We start from the raw sequence: 21,503 nt of genomic DNA, 5'->3' as shown, positions 1-21,503 counted from the left end.
AGAATTTTTATTAGGCATCATTTAGAAAATGTAGTGTCTTGTTCTAGTTTTCAATTCACCCTATTTTTTGAAAGACGCGAGTTTCCACGAATGAGGTTGTGGAAACTCGCGTCTTTCTTTTTTGTTTTCAGAATATTGTTCAAAGTTTTGAGACTATTTTTCATGTTCTAGTCATTCTTTTGAAATAATCTATAAAACACGTGTCTGCAATGATTTATATGTCCTATTCCAGTATTTTAGAAGAACTGCGTTTATTTTTATAGAGCTTGAATCTAGCTTTTATAGAAAATCTATTTAAGAAATATATTGTATTGTTTTGATTTCAATCCGCTATATGAACGATATTCATGTAAATATACCTGGCGAATGCTTGCATGACAAGATATTTGTTCTTGTATTTATAAATTAGTATTTTACGAGATGTCAACATGCTTTAAATACAGTGAATAGGATATTTTTATGTTCAAGCTAAGAAAGATAGTAATCACTTTTGAATGGAAGGTTAAAGAATTATTAGAAGTATGGTTAGATATATAAATGGTCACGCTTTCACAATTTTGATATTTTATTGTGTTATTCCTTGACAATTTTGATTTAAAAATATATTATAAAGAAAATGACAGCGGTGTCATTTTCTGGCATGGAATTTATATGAATATTAAATTAGGACATAATGTTTTTAATTGGAGGCTAATATGAAATCTTTTCAACAAAATGAGGTTTTCTCTATTCGTAAGTCTAAGGTGGGAGTTTGCTCAGTTCTCTTAGCGGTTTTATTTATTGGAACACAAAGTGTTTTAGCTAATGAAGTAGTTGGTGAAACTTCTTCGTCTAAAGATAATATGCAAATGAACTCTTTGTTGAGTAGCACATCTACATCATTATCTGCGGAACCCCATTCTGATACTCTCAGTCTTGATAACAATTCAAGTTTAAGTACTGATAATAATGGAGGAGTGAGTATTAATCAAAATAAACCTGATATAACAAATGATACTATGATGGGTAACATCTCTGGGATGGAAGTGAATACTATTTTAAGTACTAATCTGAACGAAGACGTAGCTTTGAATGTTAAAGATTATGGAGCAATAGGTGACGGAGTTAATGATGATCGACAAGCAATTCAAGATGCAATAGATGCTGCAGCTCAAGGGCTAGGTGGAGGAAATGTATATTTTCCGGAAGGAACTTATTTAGTAAAAGAAATTGTTTTTTTAAAAAGTCATACACACTTAGAATTGAATGAGAAAGCTACCATTCTAAATGGTATAAATATTAAGAATCACCCTTCTATTGTTTTTATGACAGGTTTATTTACGGATGATGGTGCGCAAGTAGAATGGGGCCCAACAGAAGATATTAGTTATTCTGGTGGTACTATTGATATGAACGGTGCTTTGAATGAAGAAGGAACTAAAGCAAAAAATCTACCACTTATAAATTCTTCAGGTGCATTTGCTATTGGGAATTCAAATAACGTAACTATAAAAAATGTAACATTCAAGGATAGTTATCAAGGGCATGCTATTCAAATTGCAGGTTCGAAAAATGTATTAGTTGATAATTCTCGTTTTCTTGGGCAAGCCTTACCCAAAACGATGAAGGATGGGCAAATCATAAGTAAGGAGAGCATTCAGATTGAACCATTAACTAGAAAAGGTTTTCCTTATGCCTTGAATGATGATGGGAAAAAATCTGAAAATGTGACTATTCAAAATTCCTATTTTGGCAAAAGTGATAAATCTGGGGAATTAGTAACAGCAATTGGCACACACTATCAAACATTGTCGACACAGAACCCCTCTAATATTAAAATTTTAAATAATCATTTTGATAACATGATGTATGCAGGTGTACGTTTTACAGGATTCACTGATGTATTAATCAAAGGAAATCGCTTTGATAAGAAAGTTAAAGGAGAGAGTGTACATTATCGAGAAAGCGGAGCAGCTTTAGTAAATGCTTATAGCTATAAAAACACTAAAGACCTATTAGATTTAAATAAACAGGTGGTTATCGCCGAAAATATATTTAATATTGCCGATCCTAAAACAAAAGCGATACGAGTTGCAAAAGATAGTGCAGAATATTTAGGAAAAGTATCAGATATTACTGTAACAAAAAATGTAATTAATAATAATTCTAAGGAAACAGAACAACCAAATATTGAATTATTACGAGTTAGTGATAATTTAGTAGTCTCAGAGAATAGTATATTCGGTGGTAAAGAAGGAATTGTTATTGAGGATTCAAAGGGTAAAATAACCGTTTTAAATAACCAATTTTATAATTTATCCGGTAAGTATATATCATTCATCAAATCTAATGCAAATGAGAAAGAAGCTGTTATACGTGATAGCGATGGTAATTTCAATATTGTAACGGAGAATGGGCTTTACAAAATTGTAACAAATAATTTAAGTGATAAAAACGAAAAAGAAAAAAACAAAGAGGAAAAACAATCTAATTCAAATAATGTAATTGATAGTAACCAGAAGAAAGGAGAGTTTAACTCAAGTAAAGATAATAGACAAATTAATGACAAGATCGACAATAAACAAGATAATAAGATAGAAGAAGTGAACCATAAAATAGTTGGAGATGGCAGAGAAACTGAAAATCATATTAATAAATCTAAAGAAATAGTAGAGGTAAAACAAAAATTACCAAAGACTGGTTCGAACAAGATTATGGAACTATTCTTAACAGTGACAGGAATTGGTTTACTTTTGACACTAAAAGGGTTGAAGTATTATGGTAAAGATAAATAAAATTTGTTCGATACAAGGAAGTTCTGTAGAAAATGAGGATACTGTAGGTTCACAAAATCAGTATTTTTGGATTATCGATGGAGCTACAGATTTATATAATTCTAAAGAGGAGATAGGTTATTCAGTCTCAGAAGTTGTACATATTTTATCAGAAAGTTTGTCGGTTAATTGTAAAGAATCAAAAACTCTTAAACAAATATTTGAAACTGCTTTACTCGAGGTTAAAGATGAAATCGGTTTAAACTCATATGAATTAACAGAGTATTATCGCTTACCAACATTTGCTTTTATATTTGCTAAACTTTCAGAAAAAAAGTTGGAGTATATGATGCTAGGTGACTGCGTCATGTTAGTAAACGAAATGGAAATAACTGATCATAGAGTAGATAACTTATTTGAAAAAGGGAAAAATGAGATAAAAGACTCAATTGGTACAAATAGTGTTTTAAATAAAAAAATTATTTTACAAAAAATCAGAAAATTATCTAATCAACCGAGTGGGTACTGGATAGGTTCGTTGGATGAGAGATTTTTAGACCATGCTATTATTAATCAAATAGATGTTACTAGTGAACAAATTGTTTTAATGAGCGATGGCTTTTATGAATTCTATCAAAATAATCAAAATAAAACTTTTGAAGAGTTAATTAAGATGAGATTTAATTCTTCTGCTATTGATCCAATCTATGGAAAGAAAGATGATGCAAGTATTCTAGTTATTGATGTTTGATATATTGTTTAAAATATTAATTGTTACTATTGAACTTTGTTAAGAAGAGGTACCTAAATGTTAAGGTTATATTTAGAAAATGAAATTATAGAATTATCAAATAATTTAGAGACCATTTGGGTATCTGTGCTTGATAAATATGAGAAGTTATTTGAATATTTATCAAATGAAGAACGAATAGAATTGATTAAAGAAGATTTAATCATAAATGAGTCAGTTCTAAATGTTGATAAAAAAGGATATGAGTTAATTTGTTTACAACATCCCGTTTCATATGACTTAAGAAGAATTATTAGTGTAATAAAAATATCAACTGACATTGAACGTATTGGGGATAGAATTGTTGAAATTTTAAAAAATCTACAGATTATTCAAAACAATGAAATTTTGAAGAAAATTATTTCAGAAATAAAAATACTTCATGAAGTTATCGGACTGCATATGAATAGGGCTATATCTTGTTATAGAGAGGAACAATCTGGATGTTTAGATATGGTTGTTATACAAAAACAGAATGAGATAGAAGAGCTTAGTATAAATATTGAAAAGAAAATCATGAATTACATATTTGAAGATGATGGGAACGTTTCTGAAGTAATTGGTGCTTTGGATATTATTCATCACCTTGATAAAATTGCTCATACTACGCAAGCAATTTATAAATGGATAATGTATAGAAAATATGGGAACATAAATTAGAAAGAAAAATATATGAAAACAATTATTGATAATTTTGTTGATAGAGTAATTGAATACGGAATGTATAATGAAATTGACAAAATATATGTGAAAAATAGAGTACTAGCGTTAATAGGTGAGGAGGGAACTGATCGCATTTCCGATGAAAATGACCTGAAACAAATAAAAGATTACTTAGTGGAAATCGCCTTAAAAAACGGTAAAATTAAAGATTTAATCGAGGAAAAGGAATGTTTAGGAGCAGAGTTAATGAATTTCATAGTTCCTTTACCTAGTCGATTAAATGATATTTTTTGGAGTTCATATGATATATCACCTCAAGAAGCAGTTGAAGAGTTTTATAAGTTAAGTAAAGATAGTGATTATATTAAAACTTCTGCTATTGCTAAGAATATTGAATTTAGAGCATCAACTAAATACGGAGAGCTAGAGATTACGATAAATTTGTCAAAACCCGAAAAAGATCCAAAAACAATTGCTGCTGAAAAATTAGTAAAAGCAACTAATTATCCCAAATGTTTACTATGTATGGAAAATGAAGGATATCAGGGGCGAATAAATTATCCAGCACGTTCGAATCATAGAATTATTCGGTTGAAACTTGGTGACGAAGTATGGGGATTCCAGTATTCTCCCTACTCATACTTTAATGAGCATGCGATATTTTTAAATAGTCAACATGTACCAATGGCTATTACCTCTAAAACATTTGAACAATTATTGGAGATTGTTGATATTTTGCCAGGATATTTTGCTGGTTCAAATTCTGATCTTCCTATCTCAGGAGGCTCCATTCTTAGTCATAACCACTACCAGGGAGGGAAACATATTTTCCCAATGGAAAAAGCAAAATTTGAGAGTGAATTTCGTTTTAAAGACTTTGAGGATGTTAATGCTGGTATTGTAAAATGGCCAATGTCAGTAATTAGGTTACAAAGTGAAAATAAAAATCGCTTGTTAGATTTAGCTACTAAAATTCTAAATAAGTGGAGAGAATATTCAGATTTAGAAGTAGACATCATTGCTATGACTGAAGATGTCCCACACCATACGGTGACTCCTATTGCTCGTAAAGTGGACGGGAGATATGAATTAGATATTGTTCTAAGAGATAATCATACTACTGAACAATACCCAGATGGTGTTTTCCATCCTCATCAAGATGTACAACATATTAAAAAGGAAAATATCGGGTTAATCGAAGTGATGGGACTTGCGATATTACCACCTCGTTTGAAACCAGAGTTAGAAGAAGTTGAGAAATATCTTTTAGGAAAAGATAACGCAATTGCGGATTATCATTTAGAATGGGCCGACCAATTGAAAGAAAAATATCCTCGCATTAATAAAGAAGAGGTTAATAGCGTAGTTCAACACGAAGTAGGACAAGTGTTTGCGAGAGTTCTGGAAGATGCAGGAGTTTATAAGAATACACCGTCTGGGCATGAAGCGTTTATGAGATTTGTTAAGTCGGTTGGAATTAATTAGGAGGAAACCCAAATGGCAATATTGGTAACAGGCGGAGCTGGTTATATTGGTAGCCATACCGTAGTAGAATTACTAAATTTAGGAAAGGAAGTTATCATTGTCGACAACCTTTCGAACTCTAGCATCTTGGTGCTAGACCGTATTGAAGCAATTACAGGAATACGTCCCGTGTTTTACGAATTAGATGTTTGTGATAAACAAGCATTGAGAAAGGTATTTGAACAAGAATCGATTGATGCTGCAATTCATTTTGCAGGTTATAAAGCTGTCGGAGAATCCGTGCAAAAGCCTGTGATGTACTACAAAAATAATATTATGAGTACATTGGCACTTGTTGAAGTGATGTCAGAATTTAATGTTAAAAAGATTGTCTTTTCTTCAAGTGCGACTGTATATGGAATTAACAATCAGTCACCTCTAATTGAGACGATGCAAACAAGTGCTACAAATCCTTATGGGTATACGAAAGTGATGCTTGAGCAAATTTTAAAAGATGTTCATGTGGCAGACTCAGAATGGAGTATTGCGTTGCTTCGTTATTTCAATCCAATTGGTGCTCATGAGTCTGGTTTGATTGGGGAAGATCCCTCAGGAATTCCTAACAACTTGATGCCTTATATTGCACAAGTAGCGGTAGGTAAGCTGTCAGAGCTAAGTGTGTTCGGAAATGATTATGATACGCTTGATGGTACTGGTGTGCGTGATTATATCCATGTAGTAGATTTAGCAATAGGACATATAAAAGCTTTAGAAAAAGTATCTGAAAAAACAGATGTTTATATCTATAACCTAGGCTCGGGAGAAGGCACTAGTGTATTACAACTTGTAAATACATTTGAAAGTGTTAATAAGATCCCTATTCCTTATAAAATAGTTCCAAGACGTTCAGGAGACGTTGCAACTTGTTATGCAAATGCAGACAAAGCATATAAGGAATTAAATTGGAGGACAACAAAATCGATTGAAGACATGTGTAGAGATACATGGAATTGGCAATCAAAAAATCCCAATGGCTATAATTGATGATACTGTCTATATGAGTGCTGTATTTTGGAAAAATTACTTAAACTTTTAATGAAATGCATATTTAATGAAAGATAAATTTTTTTAAAAAATGTTTGAAAGCGCTTGACAAAGTAAACGGTTTCGTTATATAATATAAGCATGGATGACACCGGTGTCAAATATAAAAAAGAGGGTCTTTATATGAAAAACCTAACAAAAATTAAGTTCAAAGAAAATGGAGAATTTAATCATTTTCCAGGAAATACTGTTGTAGCAAATCTTTATACTAAACAAGATTTGATGGAAGTTGTTGATATTATTCAATCACGTTATAGAGAATTACCATTTATCGATAAGTTTACTTTAACTCCAAGGAATTCTATTCACATGACTGTAATTGAATTGTTGTGCCATGAAAATCGTGAAACGGAGTTTTGGAGCAGTAATCTTCCTCTTGATACACCTTTACAGGAAATACATGATTACTTTGCTAAACAACTTGAAATTTTTCCATTGTTGGATGAAGAAATTCATATGCGTGTGACTGAAATGGGAAAACAAAACATACTAGTTGAACCTGCAGATGAAGCTTCTGCAAAGAGATTAGAAGAAATTCGTACTTATGTTTCAGAAAAAGCAGGTGTTCGTTTCCCTAATCATGATAGATATCAATTCCATATTTCAATTGGATATCTTCGGATTCCTCTAACCGAAGAGGAGGAAGAAGAGTTTACTAAAGTCAGAGCAGAATTAACTGAAATCTTATTAGAGAAGATTCCAACTATTACTGTAAACCGTATTGACTATACTGTATTTGAAGATATGAGACAATTTGTTCCATATCACGAAAAATTTAAATAAAATAATAAAAAAGGAGAACTTATCATGAAAAAAATGAAAGTTTGGTCTACTGTACTTGCAACGGGAGTTGCTCTTACTACACTTGCTGCTTGCTCTGGAGGTTCAAACTCTACGACTGCTTCTTCATCTGAAGAAAAAGCTGATAAAAGTCAAGAATTAGTAATCTATTCGAACTCAGTTTCAAATGGTCGTGGTGATTGGTTAACTGCTAAAGCAAAAGAAGCTGGTTTTAATATAAAAATGGTTGATATTCCTGGCGCTCAATTAGCAGACCGTGTTATTGCCGAGAAGAATAATGCAGTTGCAGATATGGTATTTGGAATTGGTGCTGTTGATTCAAATAAAATTAGAGATCAAAAATTACTAGTCCAGTACAAGCCTAAATGGTTAGATAAAATTGATCAATCTTTATCAGATAAAGATAATTATTATAATCCTGTGATTGTTCAACCATTAGTTTTAATTGGGGCGCCTGATGTAAAAGAAATGCCTAAAGATTGGACTGAATTAGGTAGTAAGTATAAAGGTAAATATTCAATTTCTGGTCTTCAAGGTGGTACAGGACGGGCAATTCTAGCAAGTATCTTAGTTCGATACCTTGATGATAAAGGTGAATTAGGTGTTTCCGAAAAAGGTTGGGAAGCAGCAAAAGAATATTTGAAAAATGCATACACTCTTCAAAAGGGAGAAAGTTCAATTGTTAAGATGTTAGACAAAGAAGATCCAATACAATATGGAATGATGTGGGGTTCTGGTGCATTAGTTGGACAAAAAGAACAAAATGTTGTTTTCAAAGTTATGACTCCTGAGATTGGTGTACCATTTGTAACTGAACAAACTATGGTTTTAAGCACTAGTAAAAAACAAGCGTTAGCTAAAGAATTTATTGATTGGTTTGGTCAATCAGAAATTCAAGTAGAATATAGTAAGAACTTTGGATCTATTCCTGCAAATAAAGATGCCCTAACAGAGTTACCTGAAGATACGAAAAAATTTGTTGATCAAGTGAAACCACAAAATATTGACTGGGAAGCTGTTGGAAAGCATTTGGATGAATGGGTAGAAAAAGCTGAATTAGAATACGTACAATAAGAAATAAGAGTTAATTTTTATGTCCAAGTCTCTCTATTATTTCTAAATTTAAGGAAGAAATAAAGAGAGGCTTTTGGTTTAGTAATAGAGGGAGTTAGTGAGATGATTAAATTTGATAATATTCAAATTAAATATGGTGATTTTGTTGCAATTGATAATCTAAATTTAGATATACATGAAGGGGAATTTTTTACATTTCTTGGACCTTCAGGATGTGGTAAATCAACTACTTTGAGAGCATTGGTAGGTTTTCTAGATCCATCATCAGGAAGTATTGAAGTTAATGGAACAGATGTCACTCATTTGGAACCTGAAAAGCGTGGAATTGGTATTGTATTTCAATCTTATGCGCTATTTCCAACTATGACTGTTTTTGATAATATTGCATTTGGTTTAAAAGTTAAGAAGGTAGCTCCAGATGTTATTAAAGCAAAAGTATCAGCAGTAGCAGCAAAAATTAAGATCTCTGATCAACAGTTACAGCGTAATGTATCAGAATTATCTGGGGGTCAACAACAAAGGGTAGCATTGGCTCGTGCTCTGGTTCTTGAACCTAAAATTCTTTGTCTAGATGAACCATTGTCAAACCTTGACGCAAAATTACGTGTAGATTTGAGAAAAGAGTTGAAAAGACTTCAAAAAGAGTTAGGTATTACTACTTTATATGTTACTCATGATCAAGAGGAAGCCTTGACTTTATCTGATAGAATTGCAGTCTTTAACAATGGATACATCGAACAGGTCGGTACACCAGTAGAAATTTATCATAATTCTCAAACTGAATTTGTATGTGATTTTATTGGAGATATTAATGTTTTGACCGATGAAACAGTCCACGAAGTATTACTGAAAAATGCAAGCGTTTTCTTAGAAGATAAAAAAGGATACATTCGATTAGAGAAAGTTCGATTCAATCGTGAAACTGAACAAGATTTCATTCTAAAAGGGACAATTATTGATGTTGAGTTTTCTGGAGTTACAATTCACTATACAATAAAAGTTTCTGAAAGTCAGATTCTTAATGTAACAAGTATTGATAGTCAGGCTGCTATTAGATCTGTCGGAGAAAGTGTGGAATTATTTATCACACCATCAGACGTTCTGCAATTTTAAGGAGGTGCAGTATGCGTCATAAATTAAATTTAAAAGATTGGCTTATTCGTTTAGGGTTAATCTGGTTCTTAGTAACATTTATTATTTATCCAAACTTTGATCTAGTAGTGAATGTATTTGTAAAAGGAGGAGAATTTTCCCTTGATGCTGTACATCGTGTTCTAAAATCTCAAAGGGCACTTCAGAGTATTATGAACAGTTTTAAGTTGGCATTTTCACTCATTATTACAGTTAATATCGTAGGTATTCTTTGTGTTCTATTTACAGAATACTTTGATATTAAAGGTGCTAAAATTTTAAAATTAGGTTATATGACCTCTTTAATTTATGGAGGAGTGGTTTTAGCGACTGGATATAAATTTGTCTATGGTCCTTATGGATTGATTACAAAATTTTTACAAAATATTATGCCTTCTTTAGACCCTAACTGGTTTATTGGGTATGGTGCAGTCTTATTCATTATGACATTTTCAGGAACTGCTAATCATACATTGTTTTTAACAAATACAATTCGAAGCGTTGACTATCACACTATTGAGGCTGCTCGAAATATGGGAGCAAAACCATTTACTGTTTTCCGAAAAGTAGTGTTACCAACCTTAATTCCAACTCTATTTGCACTTACTATCATGGTTTTTCTTAGTGGTTTATCTGCAGTAGCAGCACCCATGATTGTTGGTGGTAAAGAATTTCAAACTATAAATCCAATGATTATTACATTTGCAGGGATGGGGAATTCTCGTGATTTAGCTGCTCTACTTGCAATTATTTTAGGTATTGCAACTACAATTTTGCTTACTATCATGAACAAGATAGAAAAAGGTGGAAATTATATTTCTATCTCTAAGACTAAAGCGCCTCTTAAAAAACAAAAAATTGCGTCTAAGCCTTGGAATATCATTGCTCACATTGTAGCATATGGATTGTTCACAGTTTTCATGCTTCCACTAATTTTTATAGTATTATACTCATTTACAGATCCAGTTGCAATTCAAACAGGTAACTTAACATTATCAAACTTTACTTTAGAAAATTATCGCTTATTCTTTAGTAATAGTGCGGCATTCTCTCCATTCTTGGTCAGCTTTATTTATTCTATTATTGCTGCGACAACAGCAACAATTCTCGCAGTTGTATTTGCTCGTGTTGTCAGAAAACATAAATCTCGTTTTGATTTCTTATTTGAATATGGTGCTCTACTTCCTTGGTTACTACCAAGTACACTTTTAGCAGTAAGTTTATTATTTACTTTTAATCAGCCACAATTTCTTGTCTTGAATCAGATTTTGGTAGGTAGTTTGGTAATTCTACTTATTGCATATATAGTTGTAAAAATCCCATTTTCTTATAGAATGGTACGTGCTATTTTATTTAGTGTTGATGATGAGATGGAAGATGCAGCAAGAAGTATGGGTGCTTCACCTTTTTATACTATGATGAAGGTTATCATTCCATTTATTTTACCGGTTGTTCTCTCTGTTATTGCTTTAAACTTTAACTCTTTATTAACTGACTTCGACTTATCTGTATTTCTTTACCATCCATTAGCTCAACCACTGGGTATAACTATTCGTTCAGCAGGTGATGAAACAGCAACTTCAAATGCTCAAGCACTTGTATTCGTTTATACTATTGTATTAATGATAATTTCTGGTTCTGTTTTATACTTTACTCAGAGACCAGTTAGTAGAAAAAGGAAATAATAATGCAAGCAACAAGCTTAGGACTATCATATATCGAAATTGTATTAAGAATTGTACTTTCATTAGTTATTGGTGGTGTAATTGGTTTAGAGAGAGGAAGTAAATCTCAACCAGCAGGTATTCGTACACATAGTATTGTTTGTCTGGCTGCATGTTTAATTATGATGACTAATGAGTATGTATCTTATAAATTTGGTACAGGAGATCCTACACGCTTAGGTGCGCAGGTTATATCAGGTGTTGGTTTTCTTGGGGCTGGAACAATACTTATTACAGATAAAAAGAAAATAACTGGTTTAACAACTGCAGCCGGAATATGGGCTTCAGCTGGAATCGGTCTAGCTATTGGTGTTGGTTTTTATGAAGGAGCCATACTAGGAGCAATGTCTGTTTGGAGTATTATAACTATGTTCCAACCTTTAAAAAAATATCTTCAAAGTCGTTCAAAGATAATCGAATTGTATATCGTTGTTAGATCTACAGAGGCATATAATCGGGTACTAGTATACTGTGCTGAGAATGGCATTAGAATGACTGATTCTAGAACTGCATTTGGAGATGTTAATTCAGAAAGAATTGAATATTTTGATGTTCCAGACAAAAAAATCGCGTCATTTATTACTCTGGAATTATCAGGTAGATTTGAGCACCTTAAACTAATGGAAGAAATTGCTAATATTGTTGGTGTGATTTATGTTGAGGAAATCAGCTAATCTAGGGATAAACAAAGGGACGGATTATTCTAGTCCTTTTGTTTTCTTTAAATAATAAGAAATATAAGGGCACATCTAAAAACTCAATTTCAATACTTTTAAACATTGATGTATCAACGTTTTCTGAGCAATAAAAATAGAAAATCGGTAGTTTTTAGAGGTGTCCATAATAATTTTTGAAGAAAAGGATCTAACTAATTTGAGAGTATATAAAGTGGATTTTGATGCAGGAAAAATAACTTATTTTGATGACTATAATCTCATACAGGTATACCACTTCCATTCATTTTATGATGTTTGTGAGATGGTGTTCGCTTGTCATTTACCATTTGAAGAAATGCTTAGAAATGTTATTGTTAAGGAGAAAGCTGTTCCCATATTAGAGTGTTATATTGAACAGATAATGAATACATTTCTAAATACAGAAGGATTTACTGAAAATGATTCCTTGGAATTTTCAGGTAGTGTATTTTCTTATCCGGTGATTTGTAATGCAGTTTACAAAATAGTACAAAACAGTGAATTGAATTGTAAAATTTATGTTACTAGTACTGAAAGTTAATGTAGATTTAGTGAAGTATTTCCTCCAGATGTAAACTAGATTAAAAGATTAGAATGTAATTTTCTTGTTAAAATAATTTAAATATTGTATAGTTATAGTGAAGGTTTATGACAGGAGTATTTTAATGGAAAAAGGGAAAAAGGTAACGATATATGATATTGCACGTTTGTCTGGTTTTTCTCCAAAGACAGTTTCACGTGTAATAAATGGAGGGAATAGAGTAAAACCTGAGACTTATAATGCCATAAAAAAAGTCATCGATGAGTTATCCTATATTCCAAATGCCTATGCTCAGAATTTAACGAAGAAAGAAACCACGAATATTTTAATATCTGTGAAGAAGATTGATTCTTTTCCTTTAATCTGGTTTCAAACACTTTTAGATAAAGTTTTACAAACTTGTAGACAATTTGGAGTAAATGCTATTGTTGAATATTTTGGAGAGGAAGATTCGATTAGTAATTCAATTATTTCAAGTATTGGTAGCCTTGTAGATGGAGTGATTGTCTTTTATGAGGGGGAGAATGATATTCGAATCCAATATTTAAAGAAAAATAATATGCCTTTCATTGTCTTTGGAGAGTCTCAAACACCTGGAGTAGTTTACGTATCTAACAATAACTTTCAAGCTACTTATGATATGATGAAAGTAGTTTTGGAAAAGAATTTTAAAGATATGTGGTTACTTATGGGAGGTGAGTCTTATGTAAATAAGGATCGAGAGAGAGGAGTGAGAACTTTTTTAAAGGATAATAATTATTCTATGGATTTGAAGGTAGTTTATGGTTTAACTACAATAGAGTCAGTTTATTCCTTTGCTGTGAATGAATTGTCTTTTGGAAATTATCCAGATATTATATTTGTTTCAGGCGATGAAAAAGTTCAGGGACTAATTCGTGCGTGTTACGAAAAAGGAATAGCGATTCCGGATAATATATCCGTTGTTGGATTTGATAATATTCCAATTTCACAGTATTACACTCCTGCTTTATCTACAATTTCTCCTAATTATGTTAAATTAGCTCAAGAAATGATTGAAGGGGTATTAGCAATTATAAAGGGGGAAAGTGTCACATCTGTTGAAGTTTCTACTAAACTTGTTAGGAGACAGAGTTTCTAGTATTGTTTAATTCTTGAAAATCCTAATGGAAAAGATGGAGTGTTCTAAAGTAAGTTCTGTTTAGCCTCCATTCAGTTTCTATTGAGTTGGATCCAATTTCTAACAAGTGGGACATTTTCACGTTCGATTTACTAAAGACATTATCACATTCGAATCACACATCTTTCAAAAAAATTGTAAAAAAGTCTTGACAAAGAAAAAACAAAGTATTAAAATAAGTTCAACAAATCAGAAAAGTAACTATTTTTGATCTTCAGGGAGCCTGTGGTGATTGTGAACAGGTGGTTGGAAATAGTGAAAGTGGGCTGATTTTAAAAATGAATTTGAAACAATGAAAATTCGGTGCGCACACCTTACAGTGCAACTTGTTGTTAGACAAGGCAGAGATGTAAAGGGGGATAATCCCTTTATAATTGAGGTGGCACCGCGTTACCAACGCCCTCACATGGAAGTAGATTCTGTGTGTGGGCTTTTTTCTTTCGGTCATTTTGTTTTTCTTTTATTAGGGCCTTAAGTCGCTTTGATGAACTTAAGTTCTATCTGCAGCTCCTTGCCTACTACTAAAAGCAAACAAAAAGGCCGGACTAATATGAAAAAAGCTAGTAATACTCAATGAAAATCAAAGAGCAAACTAGGAAACTAGCCGCAGGCTATACTTGAGTACGGCAAGGCGACGTTGACGCAGTTTGAAGAGATTTTCGAAGAGTATGAAGGTATACCGAAATGAAAATCTCATCATCAATGTCTCTGGTCGTGGAGACAAGGACGTAGCTGCGATTGCAGACTACCTAGAAGCTAAAAAATAAAAGATGGAAAAATTACAGTCTTTTCTCTCACAGAGAGCTTGTGGTTGCTGGAAACAAGCAGAGAAAGTTGTAAGGTTGGGTCCATCTGAAACAAGAGAAGAAAACATAATTCTCAAGGGAGTGCCCTTTATCGCACAGCCTGTTACAGGAGGTTTCTAAGACAGGAATGAGAGATAGGAGAAATCCTATAATTGAGGTGGCACCGCGAATTTCGTCCTCACGCAAGTTATTTTGCGTGGGGATTTTTCATACAGTCGCCACGGACTAGAAGTAGAACTGAAAGGGAAATTACAATGGAACGAATCATTCATGGAGATGTCGTATCACCAATCTTGGCTTATATGCGCCTAAAGGGGCAACACAAGGTTATCTTAGAGAGTATTCCGAGAGACAAGGAAACCGCTCGTTTTTCTATCTTAGCCTATAATCCAGTTTTTGAGATTAAGTTTGAAAATGGAGTTCTCTATCAAAATGGTCAAGTGATTGATCGGGATCCCTTGGATTTCCTTTATGAAGTGACTCATAAGAGCCAGCACCATTCAGATCTACCTTTTGGTGGTGGGGCAATTGGTTTTGTTGGTTACGATATGATTTCGCTTTATGAAGAAATTGGTCAAATCCCTCAAGATACAATTGGAACGCCAGACATGCATTTCTTTGTCTATGAGAGCTACATGGTCTTTGACCACAAGAAGGAAAAAATCCATGTCATCGAGGATGCTCTCTATAGTGAGCGTAGTCAAGAGGCCTTGGAAGAAGCCTTGAACCAAGTGATTAAGGAATTACGCATTCCTGCTCCAAATGAATTTGAAGACTTGGATTTATCACCACTTGACTTCAAACCGCATATCGCTCCTCAGAAGTTTGAGGAAATGGTGGAAACGGCTCGTGACTTGATTCGTAATGGCGATATGTTCCAATGTGTACTTAGTCAACGCTTCTCAGCAGAAGTGACTGGAAATCCATTTGACTTCTACAGAAATCTCCGCGTGACTAATCCTTCTAATTACCTTTATTTCTATGATTTTGGGGATTATCAAATCATCGGTGCCAGTCCAGAAAGTTTAGTTTCAGTTAAAAATGGCATCGTGACAACCAATCCGATTGCAGGGACACGACCAAGAGGAGCTACGGATGAAGAAAACAAGGATTTGGCGACAGACCTGCTTTCGGATGAGAAGGAAACAGCAGAGCATCGAATGTTAGTAGACTTGGGTCGTAATGATATTGGTCGCATCTCTGAAACGGCCAGTGTCCAAGTCACTAAGTATATGGAAGTGGAGCTCTTCCGTTATGTCATGCATTTGACCAGTGTGATCAAGGGGCGTTTGCTTCCAGAACTCACTGCCATGGATGCCTTGAAAGCAACACTTCCTGCTGGAACAGTGTCAGGAGCACCTAAGATTCGGGCCATGAGACGCATCTATGAACTGGAAACAGAAAAACGTGGCGTATACGCAGGAGCAATCGGCTACCTATCTGCGACGGGTGATATGGATTTGGCCATTGCCATCCGAACCATGATTCTAAAAAATCAAACAGCTTATGTGCAGGCTGGGGCAGGGATTGTCTACGACTCCATCGCCCAAAACGAATACCAAGAAACCATTAACAAAGCAAAATCTATGACTAGAATTGGAGAACTAAGACCATGATTTTATTGATTGACAACTATGATTCTTTTACTTATAACTTGGCCCAATACATTGGGAATTTTGCAGAAGTTCAGGTCTTGAGAAATGATGATCCCAAGCTGTATGAAGAAGCTGAAAAAGCAGATGGTCTGGTCTTTTCTCCTGGACCTGGTTGGCCAGTTGATGCTGGAAAGATGGAAGACATGATTCGTGATTTTGCTGGCAAGAAGCCGATTCTTGGGATTTGTTTGGGCCACCAAGCCATTGCAGAAGTCTTTGGTGGTAAGTTAGGCTTGGCTCCAAAAGTCATGCATGGGAAACAGAGCAATATCAGCTTTGAAGCGCCATCTGTTTTGTATCAAGGTATCGAGAATGGCCGTGCGGTCATGCGTTATCACAGTATTTTAATTGAAGAAATGCCAGAAGACTTTGAAGTGACAGCTCGTTCGACTGACGACCAAGCCATCATGGGAATTCAACATAAAAACCTACCGATTTATGGCTTCCAGTACCATCCAGAGAGTATCGGAACGCCAGATGGCTTGTCTTCTATTCGGAATTTTATCGAGAAGGTTGTAAAGTGAGGAAACTAGGATGAAAGAGATTATTGAAAAACTAGCAAAATTTGAAAATTTATCAGGTGTGGAAATGACGGATGTCATCGAGCGTATCGTAACTGGCCGTGTAACGGAGGCGCAGATTGCTTCTCTCCTCTTAGCTCTTAAGATGAAGGGGGAAACACCTGAAGAACGCACAGCCATTGCCCAAGTCATGAGAGGACATGCCCAACATATCCCAACTGAAATCCATGATGCCATGGACAACTGTGGTACAGGTGGGGACAAGTCTTTCAGCTTTAACATTTCCACAACTGCAGCCTTTGTCTTGGCTGGTGGCGGTGTTCATATGGCAAAACATGGTAATCGCTCGATTTCTTCTAAATCTGGTTCTGCAGATGTCCTCGAAGCCTTGGGCATCAATCTTGACCTCAAACCAGCTGAACTAGGTAAGGTCTTTGATAAAACTGGAATCGTCTTTCTCTTCGCTAAAAATATGCATCCAGCGATGAAATACATCATGCCAGCTCGTTTGGAATTGGGAATTCCAACGATCATGAACTTGACTGGTCCACTGATTCACCCAATGGCCTTGGAAACACAGCTTCTTGGTATTAGTCGTCCAGAACTGCTAGAAAGTACAGCTCAGGTTTTGAAAAATATGGGTCGCAAACGTGCTATCGTGGTCGCTGGACCAGAAGGACTGGATGAAGCTGGCTTGAACGGAACAACCAAGATTGCTCTTCTTGAAAATGGCGAAATCACCTTGTCAAGCTTTACTCCAGAAGATCTGGGGATGGAAGGCTACGCTATCGAAGATATTCGTGGAGGCAATGCTCAGGAAAATGCAGAAATTTTGCTCAGCGTTCTTAAAAATGTACCAAGTCCATTCTTGGAAACGACAGTTTTAAATGCTGGTCTTGGTTTCTATGCTAATGGTAAGGTAGATAATATCAAGGATGGAGTTGCCTTGGCCCGCCAAGTCATTGCTAGTGGCAAGGCCCTTGAAAAACTTAGACTGTTACAGGAGTACCAAAAATGAGTCAGGAATTTTTAGCACGAATTTTGGAGCAGAAGGCGCATGAAGTCGAGCAAATGAAGCTGGAGGAAATCCAGCCCCTGCGCCAGACCTATCGCTTGGCAGAATTTTTGAAGAATCATCAGGACCGCTTGCAGGTAATCGCTGAGGTCAAGAAGGCTAGCCCTAGTTTGGGAGATATCAATCTCGATGTGGATATTGTGCAACAGGCCCAGACTTATGAAGAAAACGGAGCAGTGATGATTTCTGTTTTGACAGATGAAGTTTTCTTTAAAGGACATTTGGATTATCTACGGGAGATTTCCAGTCAGGTAAACATTCCGACGCTTAACAAGGACTTTATCATCGATGAAAAGCAAATCATTCGAGCTCGCAATGCAGGTGCGACAGTCATCCTGCTCATTGTGGCTGCCTTGTCAGAAGAACGCCTCAAGGAACTGTATGACTACGCGACAGAGCTTGGTCTGGAAGTTTTAGTGGAGACTCATAATCTAGCTGAACTAGAAGTGGCTCACAGACTTGGTGCCCAGATTATCGGGGTCAATAACCGCAACTTGATCACCTTTGAAGTTGACTTGCAGACCAGTGTGGACTTGGCTAAACATTTCAAAGATGATTGCTTGTACATTTCTGAATCTGCTATTTTTACAGGGCAGGATGCGGAACGAGTAGCGCCATACTTTAACGGAATTTTGGTAGGGACAGCTCTCATGCAGGCGGAAGATGTGGCCCAGAGAATCAAGGAGTTGCAGATTGACAAAGGTTAAAATTTGCGGACTATCGACCAAAGAAGCGGTGGAGACAGCCGTGTCAGCAGGAGCCGACTATATCGGTTTTGTCTTCGCACCTAGTAAAAGACAGGTGACCTTGGATCAGGCTGCTGAGCTGGCAAAGCATATTCCTGCGGATGTCAAAAAGGTTGGTGTATTTGTTTTACCAAGTCGGGCTCAACTGCTAGAAGTCATTGACAAAGTTGGCTTGGACTTGGTTCAAGTTCACGGTCAGGTGGCAGATGATTTGTTTGAGAATTTGCCTTGTGCCAGTATTCAGGCTGTGCAGGTGGATGGAGAGGGGCATGTACCCAATTCTCAGGCAGACTATCTACTCTTTGATGCCCCTGTGGCTGGGAGTGGCCAGACCTTTGACTGGGCTCAACTGGATACGATTGGACTAACTCAGCCTTTCTTTATCGCAGGTGGGCTTAATGAAGGCAATGTAGTAAAAGCAATTCAACACTTTACTCCCTATGCAGTAGATGTATCAAGCGGAGTGGAGACAGATGGACAAAAAGATTATGAAAAGATTAGAAGATTTATAGAGAGGGTAAAGAATGGCATATCAAGAACCAAATAAAGATGGATTTTACGGAAAATTCGGCGGACGTTTTGTCCCAGAAACATTGATGACAGCAGTTTTGGAATTGGAGAAGGCCTACCGTGAAAGTCAGGCAGACCCAAGTTTCCAAGAGGAATTAAACCAACTTTTGCGTCAGTATGTGGGACGTGAAACTCCCCTTTACTACGCAAAAAACTTGACCCAGCATATCGGCGGAGCCAAGATTTATCTTAAACGTGAAGACCTTAACCATACAGGGGCCCACAAGATTAACAATGCCTTGGGACAAGTTCTTCTGGCTAAACGCATGGGCAAAAAGAAAATTATCGCTGAAACAGGTGCTGGTCAGCACGGTGTGGCAACTGCAACTGCTGCAGCCCTCTTTAACATGGAATGTACTATCTACATGGGTGAGGAAGATGTCAAACGCCAAGCCCTCAATGTCTTCCGTATGGAGCTTTTGGGAGCCAAGGTTGAGGCAGTGACAGATGGTTCGCGCGTGCTCAAGGATGCGGTCAATGCAGCCCTTCGTTCATGGGTGGCTAATATCGATGATACCCACTATATCCTTGGTTCTGCCTTGGGACCTCATCCATTCCCAGAAATCGTTCGTGACTTCCAAAGTGTCATTGGTCGAGAAGCTAAACAACAGTATCGCGATATGACAGGTCAAGATCTGCCAGATGCCCTAGTAGCCTGTGTTGGTGGTGGTTCTAATGCTATCGGGCTCTTCCATCCCTTTGTAGAAGATGAGTCTGTAGCTATGTATGGGGCTGAAGCAGCAGGACTTGGTGTGGATACAGAGCACCACGCAGCTACCTTGACCAAGGGTCGTCCGGGTGTCCTTCACGGTTCTCTCATGGATGTGCTCCAAGATGCCCATGGTCAAATTCTTGAAGCCTTCTCTATCTCAGCAGGTTTGGACTATCCTGGTATCGGTCCAGAACATTCTCACTACCACGATATTAAACGTGCCAGCTATGTCCCTGTGACAGACGAAGAAGCCTTGGAAGGATTCCAACTCTTGTCTCGTGTGGAAGGGATTATCCCAGCCTTGGAATCAAGCCATGCGATCGCTTTTGCGGTGAAGTTGGCCAAAGAACTTGGACCGGATAAGTCTATGATTGTCTGTCTATCAGGTCGTGGGGATAAGGATGTGGTTCAAGTCAAAGACCGCTTGGAAGCAGATGCAGCAAAGAAGGGAGAAGCTCATGCCTAAGACACTAACAGAAAAATTAAACGCTATAAAAGCAACTGGAAAAGGAATTTTCGTTCCTTATATCATGGCTGGGGACCACGAAAAAGGTTTGGATGGACTAGGAGAAACAATACACTTTTTAGAAGATTTGGGTGTTTCGGCTATTGAAGTGGGTATTCCCTTTTCAGACCCTGTTGCAGATGGACCTGTTATCGAAGAAGCTGGCTTGCGCAGTTTAGCCCACGGGACCTCTACCCAGGCTTTGGTTGAAACCTTGAAAACCATTCAAACAGAGGTGCCACTTGTCATCATGACCTACTTCAACCCCCTCTTTCAGTACGGTGTGGAGAACTTTGTCAAAGATTTGGAAGATACAGCGGTTAAGGGCTTGATTATTCCAGACCTGCCTCATGAGCATGCCAACTTTGTAGAACCATTTTTGGCAGATACAGACATGGCCTTGATTCCCCTAGTTAGTTTGACGACAGGAATTGAGCGCCAGAAAGAGTTGATTGAAGGGGCAGAAGGATTTGTCTATGCCGTTGCCATCAATGGGGTGACAGGGAAATCTGGCAATTACCGTGCAGACTTGGACAAGCACTTGACTCAACTGCATCAAGTAGCTGATATCCCAGTATTGACAGGTTTTGGCGTATCTAGTCAAGCCGATGTAGAACGCTTCAATGCGGTGTCAGATGGCGTTATCGTCGGTTCAAAAATCGTAAAAGCTCTCCATGAAGGAGAGCCAATTGAGGACTTTATCAAACAAGCAGTAGCTTACCAAAAATAATTACACAAGCAGCGAACAAGAGGAAAGGCACGAAAGGAAGTCTTTCCTTTTTCTTTTGTAGGAGAAAGGCTAGTTTTATAATGAATTGAATCTGGAATAGTACATTATGATTCCTAAAATATTTTAAGAAAGTGATTTGAATTTCCCAATAAATTTGTTCAGTTTTTAATTGATTTTACTATAGAAGATATAATTTTCTAAATTACTCTGATATGCAACTTTAAGAAAAAGCTAATTATTGTAGTAATTTCTTTAAGAAAATGATATAATTCATTAAAAAGAAT

The 21,503-nt window shown here is 36.0% G+C and carries 18 protein-coding genes, 1 pseudogene and 1 other annotated feature; of the genes and pseudogenes, 18 read left to right on the top strand and 1 reads right to left on the bottom strand.

Annotation, left to right across the window (positions count from 1 at the left end; genetic code table 11):
- Nucleotides 1-695 precede the first annotated feature (695 nt).
- The 18 genes from HT728_RS00715 (at nucleotide 696) to trpA (ending at nucleotide 21,219) form a co-directional block, all read left to right on the top strand.
- Entirely contained in the window at nucleotides 696-2,774 is a 2,079-nt protein-coding gene (locus tag HT728_RS00715) for a glycosyl hydrolase family 28-related protein (RefSeq protein WP_173233233.1), read from the top strand.
- Complete coding sequence (locus HT728_RS00710; RefSeq protein WP_078148259.1) at nucleotides 2,758-3,504, top strand: protein phosphatase 2C domain-containing protein; 747 nt, start codon at nucleotides 2,758-2,760, stop codon at nucleotides 3,502-3,504. Before HT728_RS00715 ends, HT728_RS00710 begins: the two co-directional genes overlap by 17 nt.
- Nucleotides 3,505-3,561: 57 nt before the next feature.
- On the top strand, nucleotides 3,562-4,203 hold the full coding sequence (locus HT728_RS00705) for a phosphate uptake regulator PhoU (protein ID WP_033679770.1): 642 nt from the start codon (nucleotides 3,562-3,564) through the stop codon (nucleotides 4,201-4,203).
- A gap of 12 nt (nucleotides 4,204-4,215) precedes the next feature.
- The gene (gene galT / locus HT728_RS00700; protein ID WP_173233231.1) at nucleotides 4,216-5,691 is read left to right on the top strand and encodes a UDP-glucose--hexose-1-phosphate uridylyltransferase; all 1,476 of its coding nucleotides are present in this window, start codon (nucleotides 4,216-4,218) and stop codon (nucleotides 5,689-5,691) included.
- A 12-nt stretch (nucleotides 5,692-5,703) separates the two neighbouring features.
- Complete coding sequence (galE, locus tag HT728_RS00695; protein WP_000996560.1) at nucleotides 5,704-6,714, top strand: UDP-glucose 4-epimerase GalE; 1,011 nt, start codon at nucleotides 5,704-5,706, stop codon at nucleotides 6,712-6,714.
- A 183-nt stretch (nucleotides 6,715-6,897) separates the two neighbouring features.
- Nucleotides 6,898-7,557, top strand: a complete 660-nt coding sequence (locus tag HT728_RS00690) for a DUF1868 domain-containing protein (protein WP_000793811.1) — start codon at nucleotides 6,898-6,900, stop codon at nucleotides 7,555-7,557.
- Between the two features lie 24 nt (nucleotides 7,558-7,581).
- Nucleotides 7,582-8,649, top strand: a complete 1,068-nt coding sequence (locus HT728_RS00685) for an extracellular solute-binding protein (RefSeq protein WP_000738376.1) — start codon at nucleotides 7,582-7,584, stop codon at nucleotides 8,647-8,649.
- Between the two features lie 102 nt (nucleotides 8,650-8,751).
- Nucleotides 8,752-9,762, top strand: coding sequence for an ABC transporter ATP-binding protein (locus HT728_RS00680; RefSeq protein WP_033679773.1), 1,011 nt, complete (start codon nucleotides 8,752-8,754; stop codon nucleotides 9,760-9,762).
- An 11-nt stretch (nucleotides 9,763-9,773) separates the two neighbouring features.
- A complete protein-coding gene (locus HT728_RS00675) occupies nucleotides 9,774-11,465 on the top strand; it encodes an iron ABC transporter permease (protein WP_173233229.1) in 1,692 nt (563 codons plus the stop codon).
- A gap of 2 nt (nucleotides 11,466-11,467) precedes the next feature.
- A complete protein-coding gene (locus HT728_RS00670; protein ID WP_173233227.1) occupies nucleotides 11,468-12,178 on the top strand; it encodes an MgtC/SapB family protein in 711 nt (236 codons plus the stop codon).
- Nucleotides 12,179-12,864: 686 nt separating this feature from the next.
- The gene (locus HT728_RS00665) at nucleotides 12,865-13,860 is read left to right on the top strand and encodes a LacI family DNA-binding transcriptional regulator (protein ID WP_173233225.1); all 996 of its coding nucleotides are present in this window, start codon (nucleotides 12,865-12,867) and stop codon (nucleotides 13,858-13,860) included.
- 214 nt (nucleotides 13,861-14,074) lie between these two features.
- Nucleotides 14,075-14,306: a binding site (T-box leader), on the top strand.
- 653 nt (nucleotides 14,307-14,959) lie between these two features.
- Nucleotides 14,960-16,321 carry an anthranilate synthase component I gene (gene trpE / locus HT728_RS00660; RefSeq protein ID WP_173233223.1) on the top strand — a complete coding sequence of 454 codons (1,362 nt, stop codon included), beginning with the start codon at nucleotides 14,960-14,962 and terminating at the stop codon, nucleotides 16,319-16,321.
- Entirely contained in the window at nucleotides 16,318-16,884 is a 567-nt protein-coding gene (locus tag HT728_RS00655; protein WP_138706819.1) for an aminodeoxychorismate/anthranilate synthase component II, read from the top strand. Before trpE ends, HT728_RS00655 begins: the two co-directional genes overlap by 4 nt.
- Before the next feature lie 10 nt (nucleotides 16,885-16,894).
- Nucleotides 16,895-17,899 (top strand): anthranilate phosphoribosyltransferase, encoded by a 1,005-nt coding sequence (gene trpD, locus HT728_RS00650; RefSeq protein ID WP_173233221.1) that lies wholly within the window; start codon nucleotides 16,895-16,897, stop codon nucleotides 17,897-17,899.
- Nucleotides 17,896-18,663 carry an indole-3-glycerol phosphate synthase TrpC gene (gene trpC, locus HT728_RS00645; protein ID WP_173233219.1) on the top strand — a complete coding sequence of 256 codons (768 nt, stop codon included), beginning with the start codon at nucleotides 17,896-17,898 and terminating at the stop codon, nucleotides 18,661-18,663. The genes trpD and trpC overlap by 4 nt, the downstream gene beginning before the upstream one ends.
- Nucleotides 18,650-19,249, top strand: a complete 600-nt coding sequence (locus tag HT728_RS00640; protein WP_173213104.1) for a phosphoribosylanthranilate isomerase — start codon at nucleotides 18,650-18,652, stop codon at nucleotides 19,247-19,249. The genes trpC and HT728_RS00640 overlap by 14 nt, the downstream gene beginning before the upstream one ends.
- On the top strand, nucleotides 19,227-20,450 hold the full coding sequence (trpB, locus tag HT728_RS00635; RefSeq protein ID WP_049491302.1) for a tryptophan synthase subunit beta: 1,224 nt from the start codon (nucleotides 19,227-19,229) through the stop codon (nucleotides 20,448-20,450). Before HT728_RS00640 ends, trpB begins: the two co-directional genes overlap by 23 nt.
- Nucleotides 20,443-21,219: a tryptophan synthase subunit alpha gene (gene trpA, locus HT728_RS00630; protein WP_112443832.1), complete on the top strand. Its 777-nt coding sequence runs from the start codon at nucleotides 20,443-20,445 to the stop codon at nucleotides 21,217-21,219. Before trpB ends, trpA begins: the two co-directional genes overlap by 8 nt.
- Here the strand turns inward: trpA and HT728_RS00625 are convergent.
- Nucleotides 21,191-21,292 (bottom strand): annotated as a pseudogene (locus tag HT728_RS00625) (prepilin peptidase); the annotation flags it as partial. The gene trpA and the pseudogene HT728_RS00625 overlap by 29 nt on opposite strands.
- Nucleotides 21,293-21,503 lie beyond the last annotated feature (211 nt).

The organism is Streptococcus sp. 544 (genome assembly GCF_013277385.1).
GTDB classification, from domain to species: Bacteria; Bacillota; Bacilli; order Lactobacillales; family Streptococcaceae; genus Streptococcus; species Streptococcus mitis_BA.
Note: the sequence above shows the minus strand (reverse complement) of the source record. Positions and strands in the feature narration are given on the sequence as shown.